This window comes from Nitrospira sp. (assembly GCA_037045225.1).
Lineage (GTDB): Bacteria > Nitrospirota > Nitrospiria > Nitrospirales > Nitrospiraceae > Nitrospira_A.
In genome coordinates, this window is the sequence record JBAOHZ010000009.1 from 3,632,581 (window position 1) to 3,648,217 (window position 15,637).

At 59.2% G+C, this 15,637-nt stretch carries 14 protein-coding genes; 5 read left to right on the top strand and 9 right to left on the bottom strand.

The genetic code is table 11. From position 1 onward, the window contains the following. The first annotated feature begins 19 nt into the window (after positions 1 to 19). Together V9G17_17955 and V9G17_17960 are read left to right on the top strand one after the other, a co-directional pair. On the top strand, positions 20 to 1,717 hold the full coding sequence (locus V9G17_17955) for a cyclic peptide export ABC transporter (protein MEI2754480.1): 1,698 nt from the start codon (positions 20 to 22) through the stop codon (positions 1,715 to 1,717). A 100-nt stretch (positions 1,718 to 1,817) separates the two neighbouring features. Next, entirely contained in the window at positions 1,818 to 2,513 is a 696-nt protein-coding gene (locus V9G17_17960) for a 4'-phosphopantetheinyl transferase superfamily protein (protein ID MEI2754481.1), read from the top strand. Here the strand turns inward: V9G17_17960 and tadA are convergent. From tadA to V9G17_18000, 8 genes are all read right to left on the bottom strand, one after another. After that, on the bottom strand, positions 2,510 to 2,998 hold the full coding sequence (tadA, locus tag V9G17_17965) for a tRNA adenosine(34) deaminase TadA (GenBank protein ID MEI2754482.1): 489 nt from the start codon (positions 2,996 to 2,998) through the stop codon (positions 2,510 to 2,512). The genes V9G17_17960 and tadA overlap by 4 nt on opposite strands. A gap of 127 nt (positions 2,999 to 3,125) precedes the next feature. Beyond that, on the bottom strand, positions 3,126 to 4,142 hold the full coding sequence (locus V9G17_17970; GenBank protein ID MEI2754483.1) for an anti-sigma factor: 1,017 nt from the start codon (positions 4,140 to 4,142) through the stop codon (positions 3,126 to 3,128). Beyond that, positions 4,139 to 4,792, bottom strand: coding sequence for a sigma-70 family RNA polymerase sigma factor (locus V9G17_17975; GenBank protein MEI2754484.1), 654 nt, complete (start codon positions 4,790 to 4,792; stop codon positions 4,139 to 4,141). The genes V9G17_17970 and V9G17_17975 overlap by 4 nt, the downstream gene beginning before the upstream one ends. A gap of 137 nt (positions 4,793 to 4,929) precedes the next feature. Then, positions 4,930 to 6,009, bottom strand: coding sequence for a hypothetical protein (locus V9G17_17980; GenBank protein ID MEI2754485.1), 1,080 nt, complete (start codon positions 6,007 to 6,009; stop codon positions 4,930 to 4,932). Between the two features lie 56 nt (positions 6,010 to 6,065). Then, a complete protein-coding gene (locus V9G17_17985; GenBank protein MEI2754486.1) occupies positions 6,066 to 6,266 on the bottom strand; it encodes a hypothetical protein in 201 nt (66 codons plus the stop codon). Between the two features lie 14 nt (positions 6,267 to 6,280). Next, entirely contained in the window at positions 6,281 to 6,598 is a 318-nt protein-coding gene (locus V9G17_17990) for a tetratricopeptide repeat protein (protein MEI2754487.1), read from the bottom strand. A gap of 66 nt (positions 6,599 to 6,664) precedes the next feature. Next, entirely contained in the window at positions 6,665 to 7,432 is a 768-nt protein-coding gene (locus tag V9G17_17995; protein MEI2754488.1) for a tetratricopeptide repeat protein, read from the bottom strand. A gap of 86 nt (positions 7,433 to 7,518) precedes the next feature. Next, entirely contained in the window at positions 7,519 to 7,941 is a 423-nt protein-coding gene (locus V9G17_18000) for a hypothetical protein (protein ID MEI2754489.1), read from the bottom strand. Positions 7,942 to 8,152: 211 nt separating this feature from the next. Between V9G17_18000 and V9G17_18005 the strand changes: the two genes are divergently transcribed. Both V9G17_18005 and V9G17_18010 read left to right on the top strand, forming a co-directional pair. Then, positions 8,153 to 8,722: a thioredoxin family protein gene (locus V9G17_18005; protein MEI2754490.1), complete on the top strand. Its 570-nt coding sequence runs from the start codon at positions 8,153 to 8,155 to the stop codon at positions 8,720 to 8,722. A 202-nt stretch (positions 8,723 to 8,924) separates the two neighbouring features. Further along, a complete protein-coding gene (locus tag V9G17_18010) occupies positions 8,925 to 9,782 on the top strand; it encodes an HDOD domain-containing protein (GenBank protein MEI2754491.1) in 858 nt (285 codons plus the stop codon). 240 nt (positions 9,783 to 10,022) lie between these two features. Here the strand turns inward: V9G17_18010 and glgX are convergent, their stop codons facing one another. Further along, positions 10,023 to 12,161, bottom strand: a complete 2,139-nt coding sequence (gene glgX, locus V9G17_18015) for a glycogen debranching protein GlgX (protein ID MEI2754492.1) — start codon at positions 12,159 to 12,161, stop codon at positions 10,023 to 10,025. Between the two features lie 647 nt (positions 12,162 to 12,808). Here glgX and V9G17_18020 point away from each other — a divergent pair. After that, entirely contained in the window at positions 12,809 to 15,298 is a 2,490-nt protein-coding gene (locus tag V9G17_18020; GenBank protein MEI2754493.1) for a response regulator, read from the top strand. The last annotated feature ends 339 nt before the right edge of the window (positions 15,299 to 15,637 follow it).

A 15,637-nucleotide genomic window follows, 5' to 3' on the forward strand; every position in this document is an offset into this window, starting at 1 on the left:
AAACAGCAGTCACCTCACCATGATAAAAATGTACCGGTTCCTCCTGTTCCTGTTACGCGGCGCCAGAACCATGATGGTGTTGATGGTGCTGACCGGTCTGCTGGCCGGCCTTTCGAGCGTGGGGTTGCTCGCCGTCATCAATAAACTCATCAACGGAGCCGGGGCGACCTCCGAGCAGTTTGCGCTGGCCTTCATCGGGTTGGCGGTCCTGAAAGTCCTGTCGAACTACCTTTCTCAATTGTTGCTCGTCACCTTCGCACAGAAAACGATCCTGAACCTCGGGATGGATCTCTGCTGGAAAGTGGTCCGCGCTCCCTATCGCACATTGGAACGGCGCGGCGCGCATGAAATTTTGGCGACTCTGACAGAGGACACCAATGCCATGGCCTGGGCAGTCAATGGCCTGCCTGGTTTGGCGATCAATGTCGCCATCCTGGCGGGTTGCTCGCTGTATCTCGCGTGGCTCTCCTGGCAGGCGTTTCTCGGCGTGGTTCTCTTGGCAGTGTTCGGGTTGCTGGGATATCGGCACCTCTATAACCGGGTGCTCCGGTCGTCGCTGGCGGTGCGTGATGCGAAAGGGGCCCTCTTTGAGCATTTTCGCAGCCTGACGGAGGGGATGAAGGAGTTGATGTTGCATCGCGGACGTCGTGAAACGTTCGTCGACTCGGATATCCGGCAGGCAGCCGAAGCGCTCCGCCATTACAATCTGGTGACGACGAAACAGTACCTCACCACTGATTCCTGGACGCAAGTTCTCTTCTACGGATTGATCGGCGTGATTCTCCTTCTGTTTCCGAGGATGTTCTCCCTGGCCGGCGAGTCTCTGACGGGGTATGCCTTCGCCATGCTTTATATGATCGGCCCCATGTGGGGTTTGCTTGGAATGGTGCCGACCTTGAGTCGTGGGCAGGTGGCGCTGGAGAAGATCGAATCATTAGGGCTCGCGTTGGATGAGGGCAGTCGAGAGGGAGGGGCTGAACGCCCGGTCACGCCTGGCACACACACGCTGGAGTTTTCGAAGGCGCTCTTTTCGTACGACTCCAAGGGTGAGGATGAACGGTCGTTCAGCCTCGGGCCCTTGGATGTGACGATCAAGACCGGAGAACTGGTGTTCATCATCGGTGGAAATGGGAGCGGGAAATCGACCTTTGTGAAAGTGCTGACGGGGTTGTATCTTCCCCAACAGGGAGCGGTGTCGCTCAACGGCGAAATGATTGTGTCCGCAACCCAGGACTGGTATCGGCAACATTTTGCGGCGGTGTTTTCCGATTTCTATCTCTTTAAGAAACTGTTGGGACTGGATCCGGCCTTGATTCAGCGCCAGGCGGAGGGTTGGTTGAAGACACTCCGGATTCAACACAAGGTGACGATCCAGGATGGCCAGTACTCCACGATCAATCTGTCGCAGGGGCAGCGAAAACGCCTGGCGTTAGTCACGGCCATGTTGGAAGATCGACCCTTTTATGTGTTCGACGAGTGGGCGGCTGATCAGGATCCTCAATACAAGGAAGTCTTCTACGGGGAACTGTTGCCTGAGTTGCGGGCGCGAGGGAAAGGCGTTATCGTGGTGACCCACGACGACCGGTATTTCCATGTGGGTGATCGCGTGTTAAAACTGGAAGAAGGCAAGATCGTGGAGTCTCCGAAAGGGGCTACTGCCGGTGACATGCGCCGAACGGCTCCGCTGTTAAAGCCGGTGATTCGCACCTCAGCCTAATGCAGCATCGACCCATCGTCTGACTCGAATCATGTCCGGGTTGCAGACTTTTTCTACAGATTCCTCACCCTCAGCACCGCTCAGTCGGCAGGAGGTGCATGTGTGGTTCTGCGATCTGGTCCTGCACGAGGGGGACCGGCCAGCCCTGGCCTCGCTTCTCTCGATCGAGGAACGGGCGCGTGCGGCTCGGTTTGCCTTCGAGCGGGATCGCCATCGGTTCATCACCTCGCATGGTCTGCTGAGAACGATTCTGGCCCGGTATGTCGGGGGAGCCGCCTCACGGATCGAATTTTCAGCCGGAGTACATGGAAAGCCGGCTCTAAGCGGTCATTCCTGTGCCGCCCAGGACATTCAGTTCAGTCTGTCTCATTCAGGGGCGTATGCGTTGGTGGCGGTGGCGGCCGGTCGGGCCGTCGGTGTGGATGTGGAGGTCTGCAGGCCGGGTGTGGACGCCCTTCAGCTTGCCGAGCGGTTTTTTGCGGCAGGGGAATCACAACAGATTGCTCAGGCTCGGGGTGATGCGCAGTCGAGATTGTTCTATCGATACTGGACGGCGAAGGAGGCCTATCTCAAAGGGCGTGGGGTTGGGCTGTCGCTGGGATTGGATCGATTTGAAATCCTGTTTGACGGGCGGTCGCCGCGCGCTCAGGTCCGCGTGGCCGACTCCGGCGCTCTCGATACGAACTGGCAGGTGCAGTCTCTCTCGCTGGGCGATCATGTATCGGGAGCCTTGGCCGTTGAAGGGGATGCCTGGCAAACACGCACGTTTGCTTCGGGACAGTCTCTCCCTCGCTAGGCCGTCTCTCTCCTGGCAGCGTCTTTTCTTAGCTGTCGAAAGAATTCCTGCAAGAGCGTCTGACTCTCCTCGGCACAGACCCCTCCGATGACCTCCACGCGGTGGTTCAACTGCGGCTCAGGGGGAATATTCATGATGGATCCACAGGCGCCGGCTTTGGGGTCGGTGGCAGCGAATACGAGCCGTGGTATGCGCGCGAGCACGATGGCGCCGATACACATGGTGCAGGGTTCCAGGGTGACATAGAGGGTGGTGTCGATGAGCCGCCAGCTGCCTGTCCGACGAGCTGCGTCCTGAATCACCAGCACTTCCGCATGGGCCGTGGGGTCTTGCCTGGTTTCTCGGAGATTGTGGGCGTGCGCGATCACGGTGCCGTCGTGTACCAACAGTGCGGCGATCGGGACTTCACCGATGAGCGGGGCTGCACGCGCGAGCGTCAGGGCTTGCTGCATGAAGCTGATATCGAGATCATTGAGGGAGGGCATGGTGTCGTAGGCCGATTCGGGTGATGAGCAGGAGGATCCGGCCGTCGGCCACGTGGCGGTATGCTAACACGATTGTTGCCTGAAAGGGCATCGACGCGAGACAGGCGCAGGTCGATTCAGTGGCCGGTTAGTTTTGTCCGATCAAATAGAGTGCACCCGTTGGCTCGGGGAGGCCGCCGTCGGGCTCCACGGTGACGGCGAATTTCTTCATTCGTGGGAACTCAGCCAGATTTTTGATGAACCGGCGGGCCTTGAGGCCGGCATCGAGTCCGAACACACTCAGGCTCACCGGCTTGTCGTCGATGGCCCAGAGTTGATACACCTTGCCACTCGGCAAGGCCGGTAGATTATAGGCATAGAGCCAGGCCTTTTCGGTTGCCGGGTCGAATAGGAGAAAGGCACCGGCTGACTTCGCGATCTCTGAACCGGCCAGCGTGACGACTTTCGATGCTGGATTTTTGAACAGCCCGACGAACTCCTCGCTTTGACGGGCAAGCCGCTGGAGCGAAGAATCGTTCTTCGTCAGCTGGGTATGCGCATCGTCCAGTTCCGCTTCCCGTTGAAGTAACTGGTCCCGTAGATCCGCGATTTCTGTCGTCCGTTGTTCCATACCCGTTTTTAGGGTGGTGATAGTCTGTTCGCGCTGTTGCAGCTCCGACTGGAGCGCCGCGACGCGGGCGGTCTCTTGTTGTGCCGCTGCTTCCAGTTGCCGGATTTCACTCGCCCGCTCGGTCGTCTGTGTGTAGGAGAGCCAGGCGAAATACCCGCCTCCCAGAACCATGACGGCAGCGGCCAATCCCATCGCCAGACGGAGCGGCAGGGAACGAGCCGGGGCGATGGGCGGGAATAGATGGTTCATCCATTCACCCGGCTCCAGGCTCGATCGTGGCGCGGCTTGATCCGCCTCTATCGCACCGGGGATCGGCACCGGCGCCATCATGATCTCGGCTTTGAGCGTGTTGGGCGGTGTCGTCGGTGTGAGTCCGAATGGCAGCTGGGACGCCACGGTTTGATAGTCCTTCAGCGCGGCATGGCAGGCTGCGCACCCCGACAGTAAATGCGCTTCGATGGCTTGCCGCTCCGAGCGTTCGAGGGCGCCGATCGCATAGAGGGGAACCGCTTCTTCGAGTTCCTCGTGGGTCATACCCCCTCACCCTGCGGCAATGTCTGTTGCAACGACGCGCGGAGCTTGGTCATCGCCAGTTTGATGCGTGTCTTCACCGTGCCCAAGGGCTGGTTCAATTTGGCGGCGATGTCTGTATGGGTCAGGCCTTGGTAGAAGGCCATCTCAATGGCCTGTTGTTGCGGGAGCGGGAGATCGAGAATGGCTTTCGCCATGAGCTGTCTTAGTTCCGTGTCCTCCCGGGCTTCGTAGGGGTTCGGGCTGACGTCGGGGGTGACCGAGACCAGAGGATGTTCGAACGAATCGGCCACGGCCTGTTGCCCGCGTGACGCTCGCGAGCGGAGCCGGTCGATGGCACGACTTCGCGTGAGGGTCACGAGCCAGGCGATCGGACTGCCGCGGCCGACATCGTATTTCGCGATTTTTCGCCACACTTCCAGGTAGACTTCCTGGAGCAACTCCGCGGCTTCATCACGATCGTTCAAAATGCGGTAGGACAGGGTGAAGAGCAGGGTGCTGGATTGATCGTACAGTTGCTCGAAGGCCTGTGGATCTCCCTTGGCGACACGGGCCAGGAGTTTGGGATCGATCGTCGATGCAGCTTGTCGGGAGGCAGCTTCCATGCAGTCGGCCTGGGCGCGGGCACCATTCTCCAGATCAGAATAGGGCACACTATAACACTGTCCGAGAAAAACGACTAATCGGATGTGAGAATTGGTCGATTGAAGCAAAACAACCGTCAGGAGGGTGTCGTGCTCACATTGAACCGTGTGCAGCCACGACACGACGGTCGGCGATCAGCGCGTGTTCATACGTAGTGTGTCAGGAACTGCGCGGCTTCGTGCGCGCCGGAAAGCGGAGGCGGTGTCTCGGACAGGGGGTGTGCGAAGGCCTGTTCGATGGCGGCTTCCCATTGTCCACGGCGAAAATCGACCAGTGAAAGCTCCGCCCCGCGACCATATCGATGCAGGTGGGTCAGCAGAGGCGGCTCGTCGGCGAAATTGTATCGGCGAACGTAGACGACCGGGGTGCCCAGGGCCACGGCTTCGACGATGGTGCCGTAGCCGGGTTTGGTCAGGATGAGATCTACGGACGCGATCACTGCTTTAAACGCCAGGCCCAGGGAGGCCAGTGACCGGACACGGGTGAGGTGGGCCGGCACGGGGCCATCCACAATAAAGCGAAAGCCGCGCATGAGCTCCATCTGCTCGAAGGGCAGCTGTCGTAGGGCAATGCCGCCGAACCCAACCAGCACGACCCGCTCCGATTCCTCCGCGCCGATGGCTGTGCGGAGGATGGCGGTTTGGGGAGCGGCCGGTTCCGCGATGGGACCGATCTCCCGGACATTCGGAAACGCAGTCGTCGCGAGCGCCGGCGCCACGCGCAGGAAGCAGTCGGCTCTCCCGTACGCCTCCCGGATCTGCTGGAGGATGGCGGTGTGTTCCGGCTGATTGGGATCGACGAATGGATCCAAGACAAGATCCCAGGACAGCGAGCAGAGGGCGATGGTGGGGAGGCCTGCGGCTGCTCCCGCAGCGATGCCGAGGTGTGAGATGTCCGACAGCACACAGTCGGGGCGAGTCTCGCGGATGAGTGCGGCTTCCGCCTCGATCTTGTTGTCCCAGTCGGTGTGCAGCGCAGCATGGGCGGACCAGGTCCTGGCGACATCAATGGTCAGCGGGCCATCCTGGATACAACCGACATCCTGCTGGGCATGCGTGAGTTGCCAGGGAACGTCGAGACGAGGTTCGAAGAAGTCTGCGGGTACCGTCGTTCGAAGAACGGCGCTGAGATTGGGCACCAATCGTCCCAATGCGTTGAGCACCGGTACTACTTGCGCCGCGTGCCCGAAGCCGTGGCCGGAAATCGAACACCAGATCAGCGGCATAGTGGGATGCTGACGACGTACTCTGTCGACACGACCTCGAAGTTCTTCATCCCGGCTCAGCTGTTCGAGAAGTCGGATTCCATCGGGGCGATGTTGTACATCAGTTCGAGGTCGAACTCGTCGATCAATTCGTTCACGGCTTCCCGGCCCATGTCGGAGCGCACTTCATTGATGACCAGTTCGATAGCCATGGCCGCATGTTGGCCGTATTGTGTGATCGCTGACTCGATCCGTTGTCTGGCTGCGTCAAGATTCATCGTTCCTCCCACGCTTACCCGAGCGTCCGTAACAGTTGTTGCAGCTCCGGCACCAGATCCACTCCACCGTTGGATCGGCCGGAGACGGCGGCGTCGATGCCTGCTTTCAACACGGGTTTCGCCTCTTCCTTCTTGCCCAGCGTCACCAGGGCGCGGCCCAGGGCGAGATGCGAGGCAACATGGGTCGGGTCCAGCTGAGTAGCGACGGTGAGGTGTTCGGCCGCTTCTTCGGCGCTGCCGCCTTCTTGCAAAATCTTATTGCCCAGACCATAGCGGCCCAGGAATCCTTTGGGGTTCTTCTCGACCATTTGGCGAAATGCGCTGATATCCATGAGGCTCCTTATGAAGCGTAATGAACTGTCTTGCTGCGGCGGGATTCTACCATCACCGTTACTCGTTCAGCTACGGGCGGCGCGCAGTCGCGCGAGGCGCTCGCGGTCGGCGGCGGCGGGCGCACGACCGGTTCCCAGCGCCAGATGGTGCAGCCGCTCCACGCAGCGGATGGCTGCGATGGTGTCCCGCCGTTGTTCGTAGAGATCGGCCAATTCCCGGATCACCGCCGCTTCGCCGGTCGGATTCCCGAGTTTGATGAAATGTTCGGAGGCGTTGTTGAAGCACCGTTCGGCTTCGACCGTCCGGCCGCTGTCCAGGAAGGTCTTCCCCAGCTGACTGTAGGTGCCGGCGAGTCCCTCTTCGTTGCCGACTACCCGGTGGGAGTCCAGTGCTTGTGTGAACAACCGGACGGACTCATCCCATTGATGCTGCCGGGCCTCTTCCATGGCCAGGTTGTGGTAGAGGATGCCGAGGGCCCGATGGTCGTTGAGGGGTTTCAGCAGGTCGAGCGCTTCGAGATAGTAGGGACGGGCCTTTTCAGGCCGATCAGCGCCGATATACAGGTTGCCGAGATTCACGAGGGTGTGGGCGATGGCGTGTGGATCCTGTTCGACGCGTTGGATCGACAGCACTTCTTTGTAACAGGCGTCGGCTTTCTCCAGTTCTCCGCCCAGAGCGTAGGTGTTCCCGAGATTGCCGAGGCTGTTCGAGAGCTCGCGTGGAGTTCCGGTCAGCCGGTCGTCCTTGACGGCCGCTTCCCAGGCGGCGCGTGCCTGGACGAGGTCGCCACGATGGAGAAAAATGCGTGCGCGGTGTTTGTCGTTTTCAGCCATGTCTTAGAACCGTCGGTTGCCTTTCGTTGCCCGACCCTCGTGTTCGAAACGCGTCATGCTTCACATGTGGCGTGGCACGGCTTGGGTTAGTCGCCGCCCTTGGGCGTGTCTTTGCGAAATTCCACCACGATGTCGTCCTCTTCATCCAGGCCCAAGCCGGCGCGAAAGGAATCGAGTAATTCAGTGACGTAGGCGAGGTGCCGCGGATCTTTGCCCTCAGGTGAGGCGAGATAGGCCTCGGCGAGTGTCATGCCGGTTTGAAAGTGACGAGCGATCGTCTCCTCTGTGACCTGTTGCCAGGTGATGTAAATGCAGAAGGCCTGGAAACGATGGGCGTTGGGGTGGCGACCGGCCAACGCGAGCAATTGCTCGTACGCCTCGCGGGCGGTGGAACCGGCATTGGAAGAAAAAGTACTTTCGAGCTCAATGGCTTGGTCCCAATCGGCACCGAGCTCGGTTTCTGATTCCTGGAGTGTATCTTGTGCGGCCAGAGCGGCATCGAATTGCATAACTGGTTCTTTCTTGAAGCGTGAGCTGTGGATCGATTTGGCGTGGTGCCTTTCTTGAAGATGCGGGCACGTCTGGCCTCAGCATACGCGGGGAGTGAAAAGCAGGTCAATGAGGTCTCGCGCTTGAGTCGACGGCGCGAGGCTTGTAGAGTGAACGGGTGGTGAGGAGACGAAGTCAAACCCCTGTGATGTTTTGCCTGGTGAGGTGGAGATGGCCGTCGAGTCGTTCATGCTGCCGTTGGGCGCCAGTGCGCCGTCGTTTACCTTGCGCGATGTGGTCAGCGGCCAGGTCTATGAGCTCCATTCCTTTACCGGCTCATCTGCCTTGTTGGTGATGTTCATCTGCCGCCACTGTCCCTATGTGGTACATGTGGAACAGGAGATCGCCAGGATTGGGCGAGACTATCACAAGACAGGGCTTGGGATAATTGCGATCAGCAGCAACGACCCGAACTCGTACCCCGACGATGCACCTCGTCGTTTGAGGGAAATGGCCGAGCGGCTCGCCTTCACCTTTCCCTTCTGCTGCGATGACACGCAGGAGGTGGCGAAGGCCTATCGAGCTGCCTGCACGCCGGATTCTTTCCTGTTCGATCGGCAGCGTCAGCTGGTGTATCGAGGCCGATTGGACGAGTCGCGCCCCGGCAACCACCGGCCGGTGACCGGTCGAGACCTCCGTGCCGCGATCGATGCCGTGTTGGGCGAAACGCCCGTGAATCCCAATCAGCAAGCCAGCATCGGCTGCAGTATCAAATGGAAGCCGGGGAACGCCCCGTTGTAGGCCTATACGACCTCGAACCCAGCTATCGTGAGGCTTTCGCTGCTCTGAGTGTGGGGCCGAATGCGCCTCAGAGGGGAATGCTCCCGGTCCCGTCACGCTTCCGCCCCCTCGCTTCAGGAAAGGCCGGTTCCAACCGATAAAGATAGCCGGGGCTCCCTGCACAGGGCGCATGTGTGATGCGTACCAAGGAGGATCGTCTATCATGGCATCGGCGCAAGAACTCGTCCAATCCTGCTCAAACGTCTTCACCCTCCCTGAAATTTACTATCGCGTGCGCGATGTTGTGGATAACCCGGACTCGACCATGGATGATTTGGCGAAGGTGCTCAAGATGGATCCGGCCATTTCAGCCCGTGTGCTGAAGATTGTGAACAGCCCCCTGTATGGGGTGCCCAAGCAGGTGGATACGGTGACCCGTGCGGTGAATTTGCTCGGGATGCAGGCGATCCGCGATCTGGTGACGGCGACCACCATCGGCCGCAGTTTCAGTGGCATGACGGTGCAGATCATGGATCTGTCCGCCTATTGGCGCAAGAGTGTCCTCTGTGCCTTGATGGCCGGCAAGATTGCCAAGGCCTGCGGCATCGATGACAGTGAGCGGTTCTTTATCGAGGGGTTGCTGCGAGACATCGGGCATCTGGTGTTGTATCAGACCATTCCGGAGCGCGCTCAATCGGCGCTCATCGAGGCCGACAATCTGGGCAGCCCGCTTGCCGAGGTCGAGCAATCCAACTTCGGCTGTGATTTTACGGAAGTGGGCGCGGAACTGATTCATTCCTGGGGGATGCCGCCTCAAATCGAGCAGGCCATCCGCCATCAGCTGTGTCCTGGCGAGGCGGGCGAGTATGCGCTGCATGCCTCGATCGTGCATTTGGCCGGCGTGGTTGCCGACCACCATGAATTACATCCCTCCGTGGCTCCGAAGGAGCTGTCGTTTCATGCGGCCGCATTGCAGTCGACCCGATTCAACGTCAGCGAGCGGCCGGTCTTATTAAACGAGGCGCAGGACCAATTGCAGGAAACGGTGGCCCTGTTTACCCCTCTGACAAGGGCCGCCTAGCAGACTGTTGAGATCATCCGCCGTCGTCGTGCTCACCTGTGCGCTCCTTCTTCTTCAGGTCTCGGCCCTGGCTGGACCGACTGTGTGAACGGCTTCCGACGGATTCTGTAGAGGCTTCGAGCTGTGCTGGTACCCACCTGTCTGCCCTACTGGGTGGTTTGGGAATATCCCCTGTAGCGCAAGACCGCCATCGGATGCTGTGGTCCGGACAAGGCGCGCGAATCGGCTGGTCAGGCGAACTCAGAAATGCTTTTCGTGCAGGCGAAGCAGGGCGAGTGAGCGGCCCTCCAGATCGTAGAGCAGTCCTCCCTTTAACAGCGTGACGGTTTTTTCGTGACCCGGTGCGATGGCCGTGTCGAGCACCGGTTGCCACCGCACCCCGGGCTTGTGCGCGGGCAGCGTAAACGGCCGTGGTTCATGGTGTGCATTGAGCAATATCAGGAAGGTGTCGTCTACGACGGTTTTTCCTTTCGCGTCTTTTTCCGCGATGGCGTGACCGGCCAGGCGGACACCGAGACAGCGCACATATCCCTGGGCCCAGTCCTCATCCGTCATCTCCTTCCCATCCGGGCGAAGCCAGGAAATATCCTTCACCTCCGCGCCACGGATGCGGCGGCCTTGAAAAAAACGGCGGCGCCGAAACACGGGATGCTGCTGCCGCAGTTGGATCAGGCCTTTGGTGAAGGCCGCGAGTGTTTGTTGATGTTTGGTTAACTTCCACTCGACCCAGCTGAGCTCATTGTCCTGGCAATAGGCGTTGTTGTTGCCGTGCTGAGTCCGTCCCAGTTCATCGCCGCCGCAGAGCATCGGCACGCCTTGTGATAAGAGCAAGGTGGCCAGCATGTTGCGTTGCTGCTGTTCTCGCAGCGCGATGAGCGACGGTTTTGTCGTCGGTCCTTCCACCCCGCAGTTCCAGCTCAAATTGTCGTCGGTGCCGTCGTGGTTGTCCTCGCCGTTGGCCTCGTTATGCTTGTCGTTGTAGGAAACGAGATCGTGCAGAGTGAAGCCGTCGTGCGCGGTCACAAAATTGATGCTTGCGTGGGGCCGCCGGCCGTCGCCCTCGTAGAGATCGTTACTGCCGGAGAGACGATAGGCGAGTTCCGCCACCTGGCCTCCGTCGCCTTTCCAATAGCGTCGGATCGTGTCACGATATCGGCCGTTCCATTCGGCCCAGCCTGCAGGGAAGTTGCCGACTTGATAACCGCCTTCACCCAGATCCCACGGCTCGGCGATCAATTTTACCTGCGAGAGCACCGGATCTTGGTGGATGATGTCGAAGAATGCGCTGAGCCGGTCGACGTCGTGTAACTCCCTGGCCAACGTGGAGGCCAGGTCGAATCGAAAACCGTCCACGTGCATCTCCAGCACCCAGTACCGCAGGCTGTCCATAATCAGTTGCAGCACCCGCGGATGACGCACATTCAGCGTGTTGCCGCAGCCGGTGTAGTCCAGATAATAACGCGGCTGGTCCGGCATGGGCCGATAGTAGGAGGCGTTGTCGATGCCGCGAAAGGACAAGGTCGGTCCCAAGTGACTGCCTTCGCCGGTATGGTTGTAGACTACGTCGAGAATGACTTCGATGCCAGCGCTGTGGAACGCCTTCACCATCGTTTTGAACTCCCACACGTGCTGGGCCCGGTCCGAGGTGGTGGCATACTGACTATCCGGCGCAAAAAATCCGATGGAGTTATAGCCCCAGTAGTTGGTGAGGCCACGATCGATCAGATGTTTGTCGCGGACGAAATGATGGACCGGCAGTAATTCAATGGCCGTGACACCTAGATTTTGCAGATGTTCGATCACGACCGGCGTGGCAAGTCCGGCATAGGTGCCGCGCAAGTTCGCAGGCACCTCCGGGTGTTTGGCGGTAAAGCCCTTCACGTGCAGTTCGTAGATCACGGTCCGATCCCAGGACGTCCGCAGCAATTGATCGCCGCCCCATGTGAAGGCCTGGTCGATGACCACGCATTTCGGCATATGTCGGGCGCTGTCGTCGTGGTTGCGTGAGAGATCCGCTTCAGAGGCGCCTAGTTGGTATCCGTACAAGGCCTCGGTCCAATCCATTGTGCCGGCTATGGCCTTCGCATAGGGATCCAGCAGCAGTTTGGCGGGATTGAACCGATGCCCGGCCTCCGGTTCGTAAGGACCATGAATGCGATAGCCGTAATGTTGGCCAGGGCGAACCTCGGGCAGGTACACATGCCAGACGTGGTTGGTGCATTCCTCGACCATGATCCGGTGGGAGTCTTCGGTGGCGCAGGAGCTGTTGAACAAGCAGAGCTCCACGGCCGTCGCATTTTCTGAAAACAGGGCGAAGTTTACCCCTTCGCCATCCCATGTGGCACCGAGAGGGTAGGGATGCCCGGGCCAAATTCGCATGCAGTAATCAGGCTCCTTGTGCGTGACGGGTGCAGAGGGGGTGCCTCTGGCGGTCGCATCGGGAGTCGTATCATACAACGAACAAGATCCGGAGGCTCAAGGGGGCGAGCGGATTGTAGCCTTACCGGCTGTTCATTGTGAGCGTCCGGTGGGGATGTTTGCCTACGATGCTAGACGTGTCGGCGCACGACGTTCCGGCCCATCAGCAGAGTTGTTTCGCAGCCTGCCGGCCTGTGTGATGAAAGTCGTGTGCGCAGTCATTACATCGGCGTGATGTGCCGTCTCGTGGCGCTCCACGAGTGCCACGGTTCGAGGATGGCGTAGGCAGTTGCGCACGCTGGATTTAGAATTAATCGAAATCTTTACTTCCTGTACGGAGAATGGCATCGTAAGGCGGTGATCGATTTATGATACTCAATATGTACTACATAACACTACGTGTTCTATCTATTGGTAGATTCGCGGAGCGTGATGGCGACGGCCCGTCCTTCTCCTGGAAATCAGAACTGATGTCCCTCCTGCTCAGGGTTCGATCGAGCTGGCGTCATTGAGGCCGGCTCAGCGTCTCGACGTGGTACGTCCGCGGTCGTTGCAAAGAATGGTTTCCCAGCACAACCATCATCGTCTGAACATTCGGGAGAAAGGCCATGTTTGATTTAGCCAACTTTACACTATCGGAACTGACAGAGAATTTGACCACCTTGCGCAAGTTTGGTCTCGGTGCCGCAAGCATGGAGGAGACGGCGAATCGAATGGTTCGCTATCTGTATGACCGGTTTCTTCTCCAAGGAACGACCCAACACGCCTGTCCTCTCGTACGACTCTTCATCACCCAGCCATTCGGCAAGTTAGACGACCAACTGAAGAGTCAGGCTCGAATGTTGCTCGGCACGGTACCGGAATCGCCGGCGCATAAGTGTCTGGTGTTGTTAGGCACTGCGGGCGATCAACCTGAGTGGAACCGCAGGCAGCAGTCGTGTGGGCATCAAGCCATTCCACTCCCCAGTGAACAGATTCTCGCCAGCATCCCGATGATTTCGCAATTGATCAGCCAGCTCGGGGTAGATGTGAATTGTGTTCTGCGACCGAATCCGGAGCTGCTGCTGGCTGCCGAGCAGAAAACGTATAACGTGTTTCACATTCCTGAGGCCGTGGGAAGTCCCTATATCCCCGGGCAGGAAGGATTTGTCCTCCCATTTCATGTCCAGTCGGTGCTGGGATTCGGTGGGTTGCTTCCCTCGGGAGAGCTGTTTGCCATGGTGCTCTTCAGTCGAACTCGTATCCCCCATGACACGGCGGAGTTGTTTGCGCCTTGTGCGCTGGCCGTAAAATCAGCACTCCTTCCGTTCGACCGAACCGGCGCGATTTTTTCGGGGACGAGCCGACCGGTGCCGTCCGCGCCGAGCATCGAGCTGTTGATGTCGGAAGCGCTGGTGCATACGCAGTTGATGGATGTGTATGAACACACTGTTCACGAACAGGCGTCTCGTTTGGACAAGGCCTTGATCGATGCCCAGACGGCCACCCGCGCGAAGTCTGCCTTTCTCGCCGTCATGAGCCACGAAATTCGTACTCCCATGAACGGCATCATCGGGATGACCGGCCTGCTCATGGATACACCCTTGACGCCCGAGCAGCGCGACTACGCCGATACCGTGCGGCGGTCGAGTGATGCGTTGCTCGACATCATCAACGACATTTTAGACTTCTCGAAATTCGAGGCGGGCCAGCTCACGTTGGAGGTGATCCACTTCGACCTACGGACGATGGTGGAAGAAGCGTTGGATCTCTTTGCCGAGCCGGCGCAGAGCAAGGGGTTGGAATTGGGGTGCCTCATCCATGCGGATGTGCCCATGGCGCTCTGCGGCGATCCCGGCCGCTTGCGGCAAATCCTCGTCAACCTGGTCGCCAATGCGCTCAAGTTTACGCACCAGGGAGAGGTGATGGTGTACGTCACGCGCGGGGCAGAGACCGACGAACATGCCGTCATTGAGTTTGCCGTGACCGATACCGGTATTGGTATCGCCCCTGCGTCACAGAATGTGCTGTTCAAGCCGTTTTCCCAAGCCGATACCTCGACGACCCGAAAGTTCGGCGGCACGGGGCTGGGCCTCGCCATTTGTAAACAGCTTGTGGAACAGATGGGCGGTCAGATCGGTATTGAGAGTGTGCTCGGACAGGGGAGCACGTTCCGGTTTACGGTGAAACTGGCCAAGCAACCGTCGCAGTCACAAGATCACTTCATGTCGAAAGCGGCGCTCGCGGGTCGGCGGATATGCATCGTCGATGACAACGCAACCAACCGGCGCATTCTAGAGCAATATGCCCTGCAGTGGGGGCTCCAAAGTGCGAGCGCGTCGGATGGATTTCAAGCGCTCGCTCTTCTCAGAGATGCGGCCAGGCGGGGAGAGCCATTCGATGTGGCGGTTCTCGATTTGCAGATGCCTCGGATGGACGGACTGGAATTGGGGCGCACGATCAGCGCGGATCCGAATCTGGTGGCGACGCGCCTCGTCTTGCTGACCTCGATGGGGATTCGAGGGCAGGCAAAGCAGGCACAGGATTCGGGGATTGTCGCCTACCTGACCAAACCTGTGCATCGCTCACACCTCCACGATTGCCTGTCCTTGATTCTGGATCGGCCGGCACCGTCCCCTGGTGATCACCCCGGAACCGGCACCGTGAACCGGTCTGAAGAGCCGTTGCTGACTCGCCACGTGCTCAAGGAAGTCGAGTCGTCGACTCGCCCACGCATTCTGGTGGCAGAAGACAATATCGTGAACCAAAAAGTGGCGGCCTGTCAGTTGGATAAGCTTGGGTACCGGGCCGATGTCGTGGCGAACGGACTCGAAGCTGTGGAGGCGGTGTCGCGCATCAACTACGCACTGGTCCTGATGGATTGCCAAATGCCGGAATTCGACGGATTTGAGGCTACGGCCGTGATTCGCAAAGGCGAACGGGAGCAGGGCAGCCGACGAATTCCGATCATCGCCATGACGGCGAGCGCCATGATCGAGGACCACCAGAAATGCTTGAAGGCCGATATGGACGATTTTCTGAGCAAGCCGGTCAAGAAAGGGGAGCTCGATGCGATCATTGCGAAATGGATTCCCATCCATCCACCGCTAAAAGAGTAAGCATCCTCAAGGATACCTACCGTAGCAAGCATCCGACGTGCCTGTGGTGAGCCCCGTCGGTGATCCGAGAGAACGCTGTGGGGTATTCGGATGACGCGTTATCTCGGCTTGTTTCGATCCCGGCATCTTTCCCTCAAGCCGCCTTCGAGCGATGTAGAGGGCTCCTCCTCTCCTTTGATCCGTCGTGCTGTGGCATGTCGGACCGTTCGATAACCAGCCGGCGCACCGTGGTAGGGGCCAGGTGAGCAGGTTTCGCGACAGCGTCTATCAGCTCATGGGTTCGCTCCATTCGCCCCGACCGCTTCCATACTAGAAGTAGACATGCCCCGGACGTGTGGA

Bases quoted from the DNA above. Each gene is read 5' to 3' on its own strand.
- V9G17_17980 (MEI2754485.1), bottom strand. From the start codon at position 6,009: ATGCCGCTGATCTGGTGTTCGATTTCCGGCCACGGCTTCGGGCACGCG.
- V9G17_17970 (MEI2754483.1), bottom strand. From the start codon at position 4,142: ATGACCCACGAGGAACTCGAAGAAGCGGTTCCCCTCTATGCGATCGGC.
- glgX (MEI2754492.1), bottom strand. From the start codon at position 12,161: ATGCGAATTTGGCCCGGGCATCCCTACCCTCTCGGTGCCACATGGGAT.
- V9G17_18010 (MEI2754491.1), top strand. From the start codon at position 8,925: ATGGCATCGGCGCAAGAACTCGTCCAATCCTGCTCAAACGTCTTCACC.
- tadA (MEI2754482.1), bottom strand. From the start codon at position 2,998: ATGCCCTCCCTCAATGATCTCGATATCAGCTTCATGCAGCAAGCCCTG.
- V9G17_17955 (MEI2754480.1), top strand. From the start codon at position 20: ATGATAAAAATGTACCGGTTCCTCCTGTTCCTGTTACGCGGCGCCAGA.
- V9G17_18005 (MEI2754490.1), top strand. From the start codon at position 8,153: ATGGCCGTCGAGTCGTTCATGCTGCCGTTGGGCGCCAGTGCGCCGTCG.
- V9G17_18000 (MEI2754489.1), bottom strand. From the start codon at position 7,941: ATGCAATTCGATGCCGCTCTGGCCGCACAAGATACACTCCAGGAATCA.
- V9G17_17995 (MEI2754488.1), bottom strand. From the start codon at position 7,432: ATGGCTGAAAACGACAAACACCGCGCACGCATTTTTCTCCATCGTGGC.
- V9G17_18020 (MEI2754493.1), top strand. From the start codon at position 12,809: ATGTTTGATTTAGCCAACTTTACACTATCGGAACTGACAGAGAATTTG.
- V9G17_17985 (MEI2754486.1), bottom strand. From the start codon at position 6,266: ATGAATCTTGACGCAGCCAGACAACGGATCGAGTCAGCGATCACACAA.
- V9G17_17990 (MEI2754487.1), bottom strand. From the start codon at position 6,598: ATGGATATCAGCGCATTTCGCCAAATGGTCGAGAAGAACCCCAAAGGA.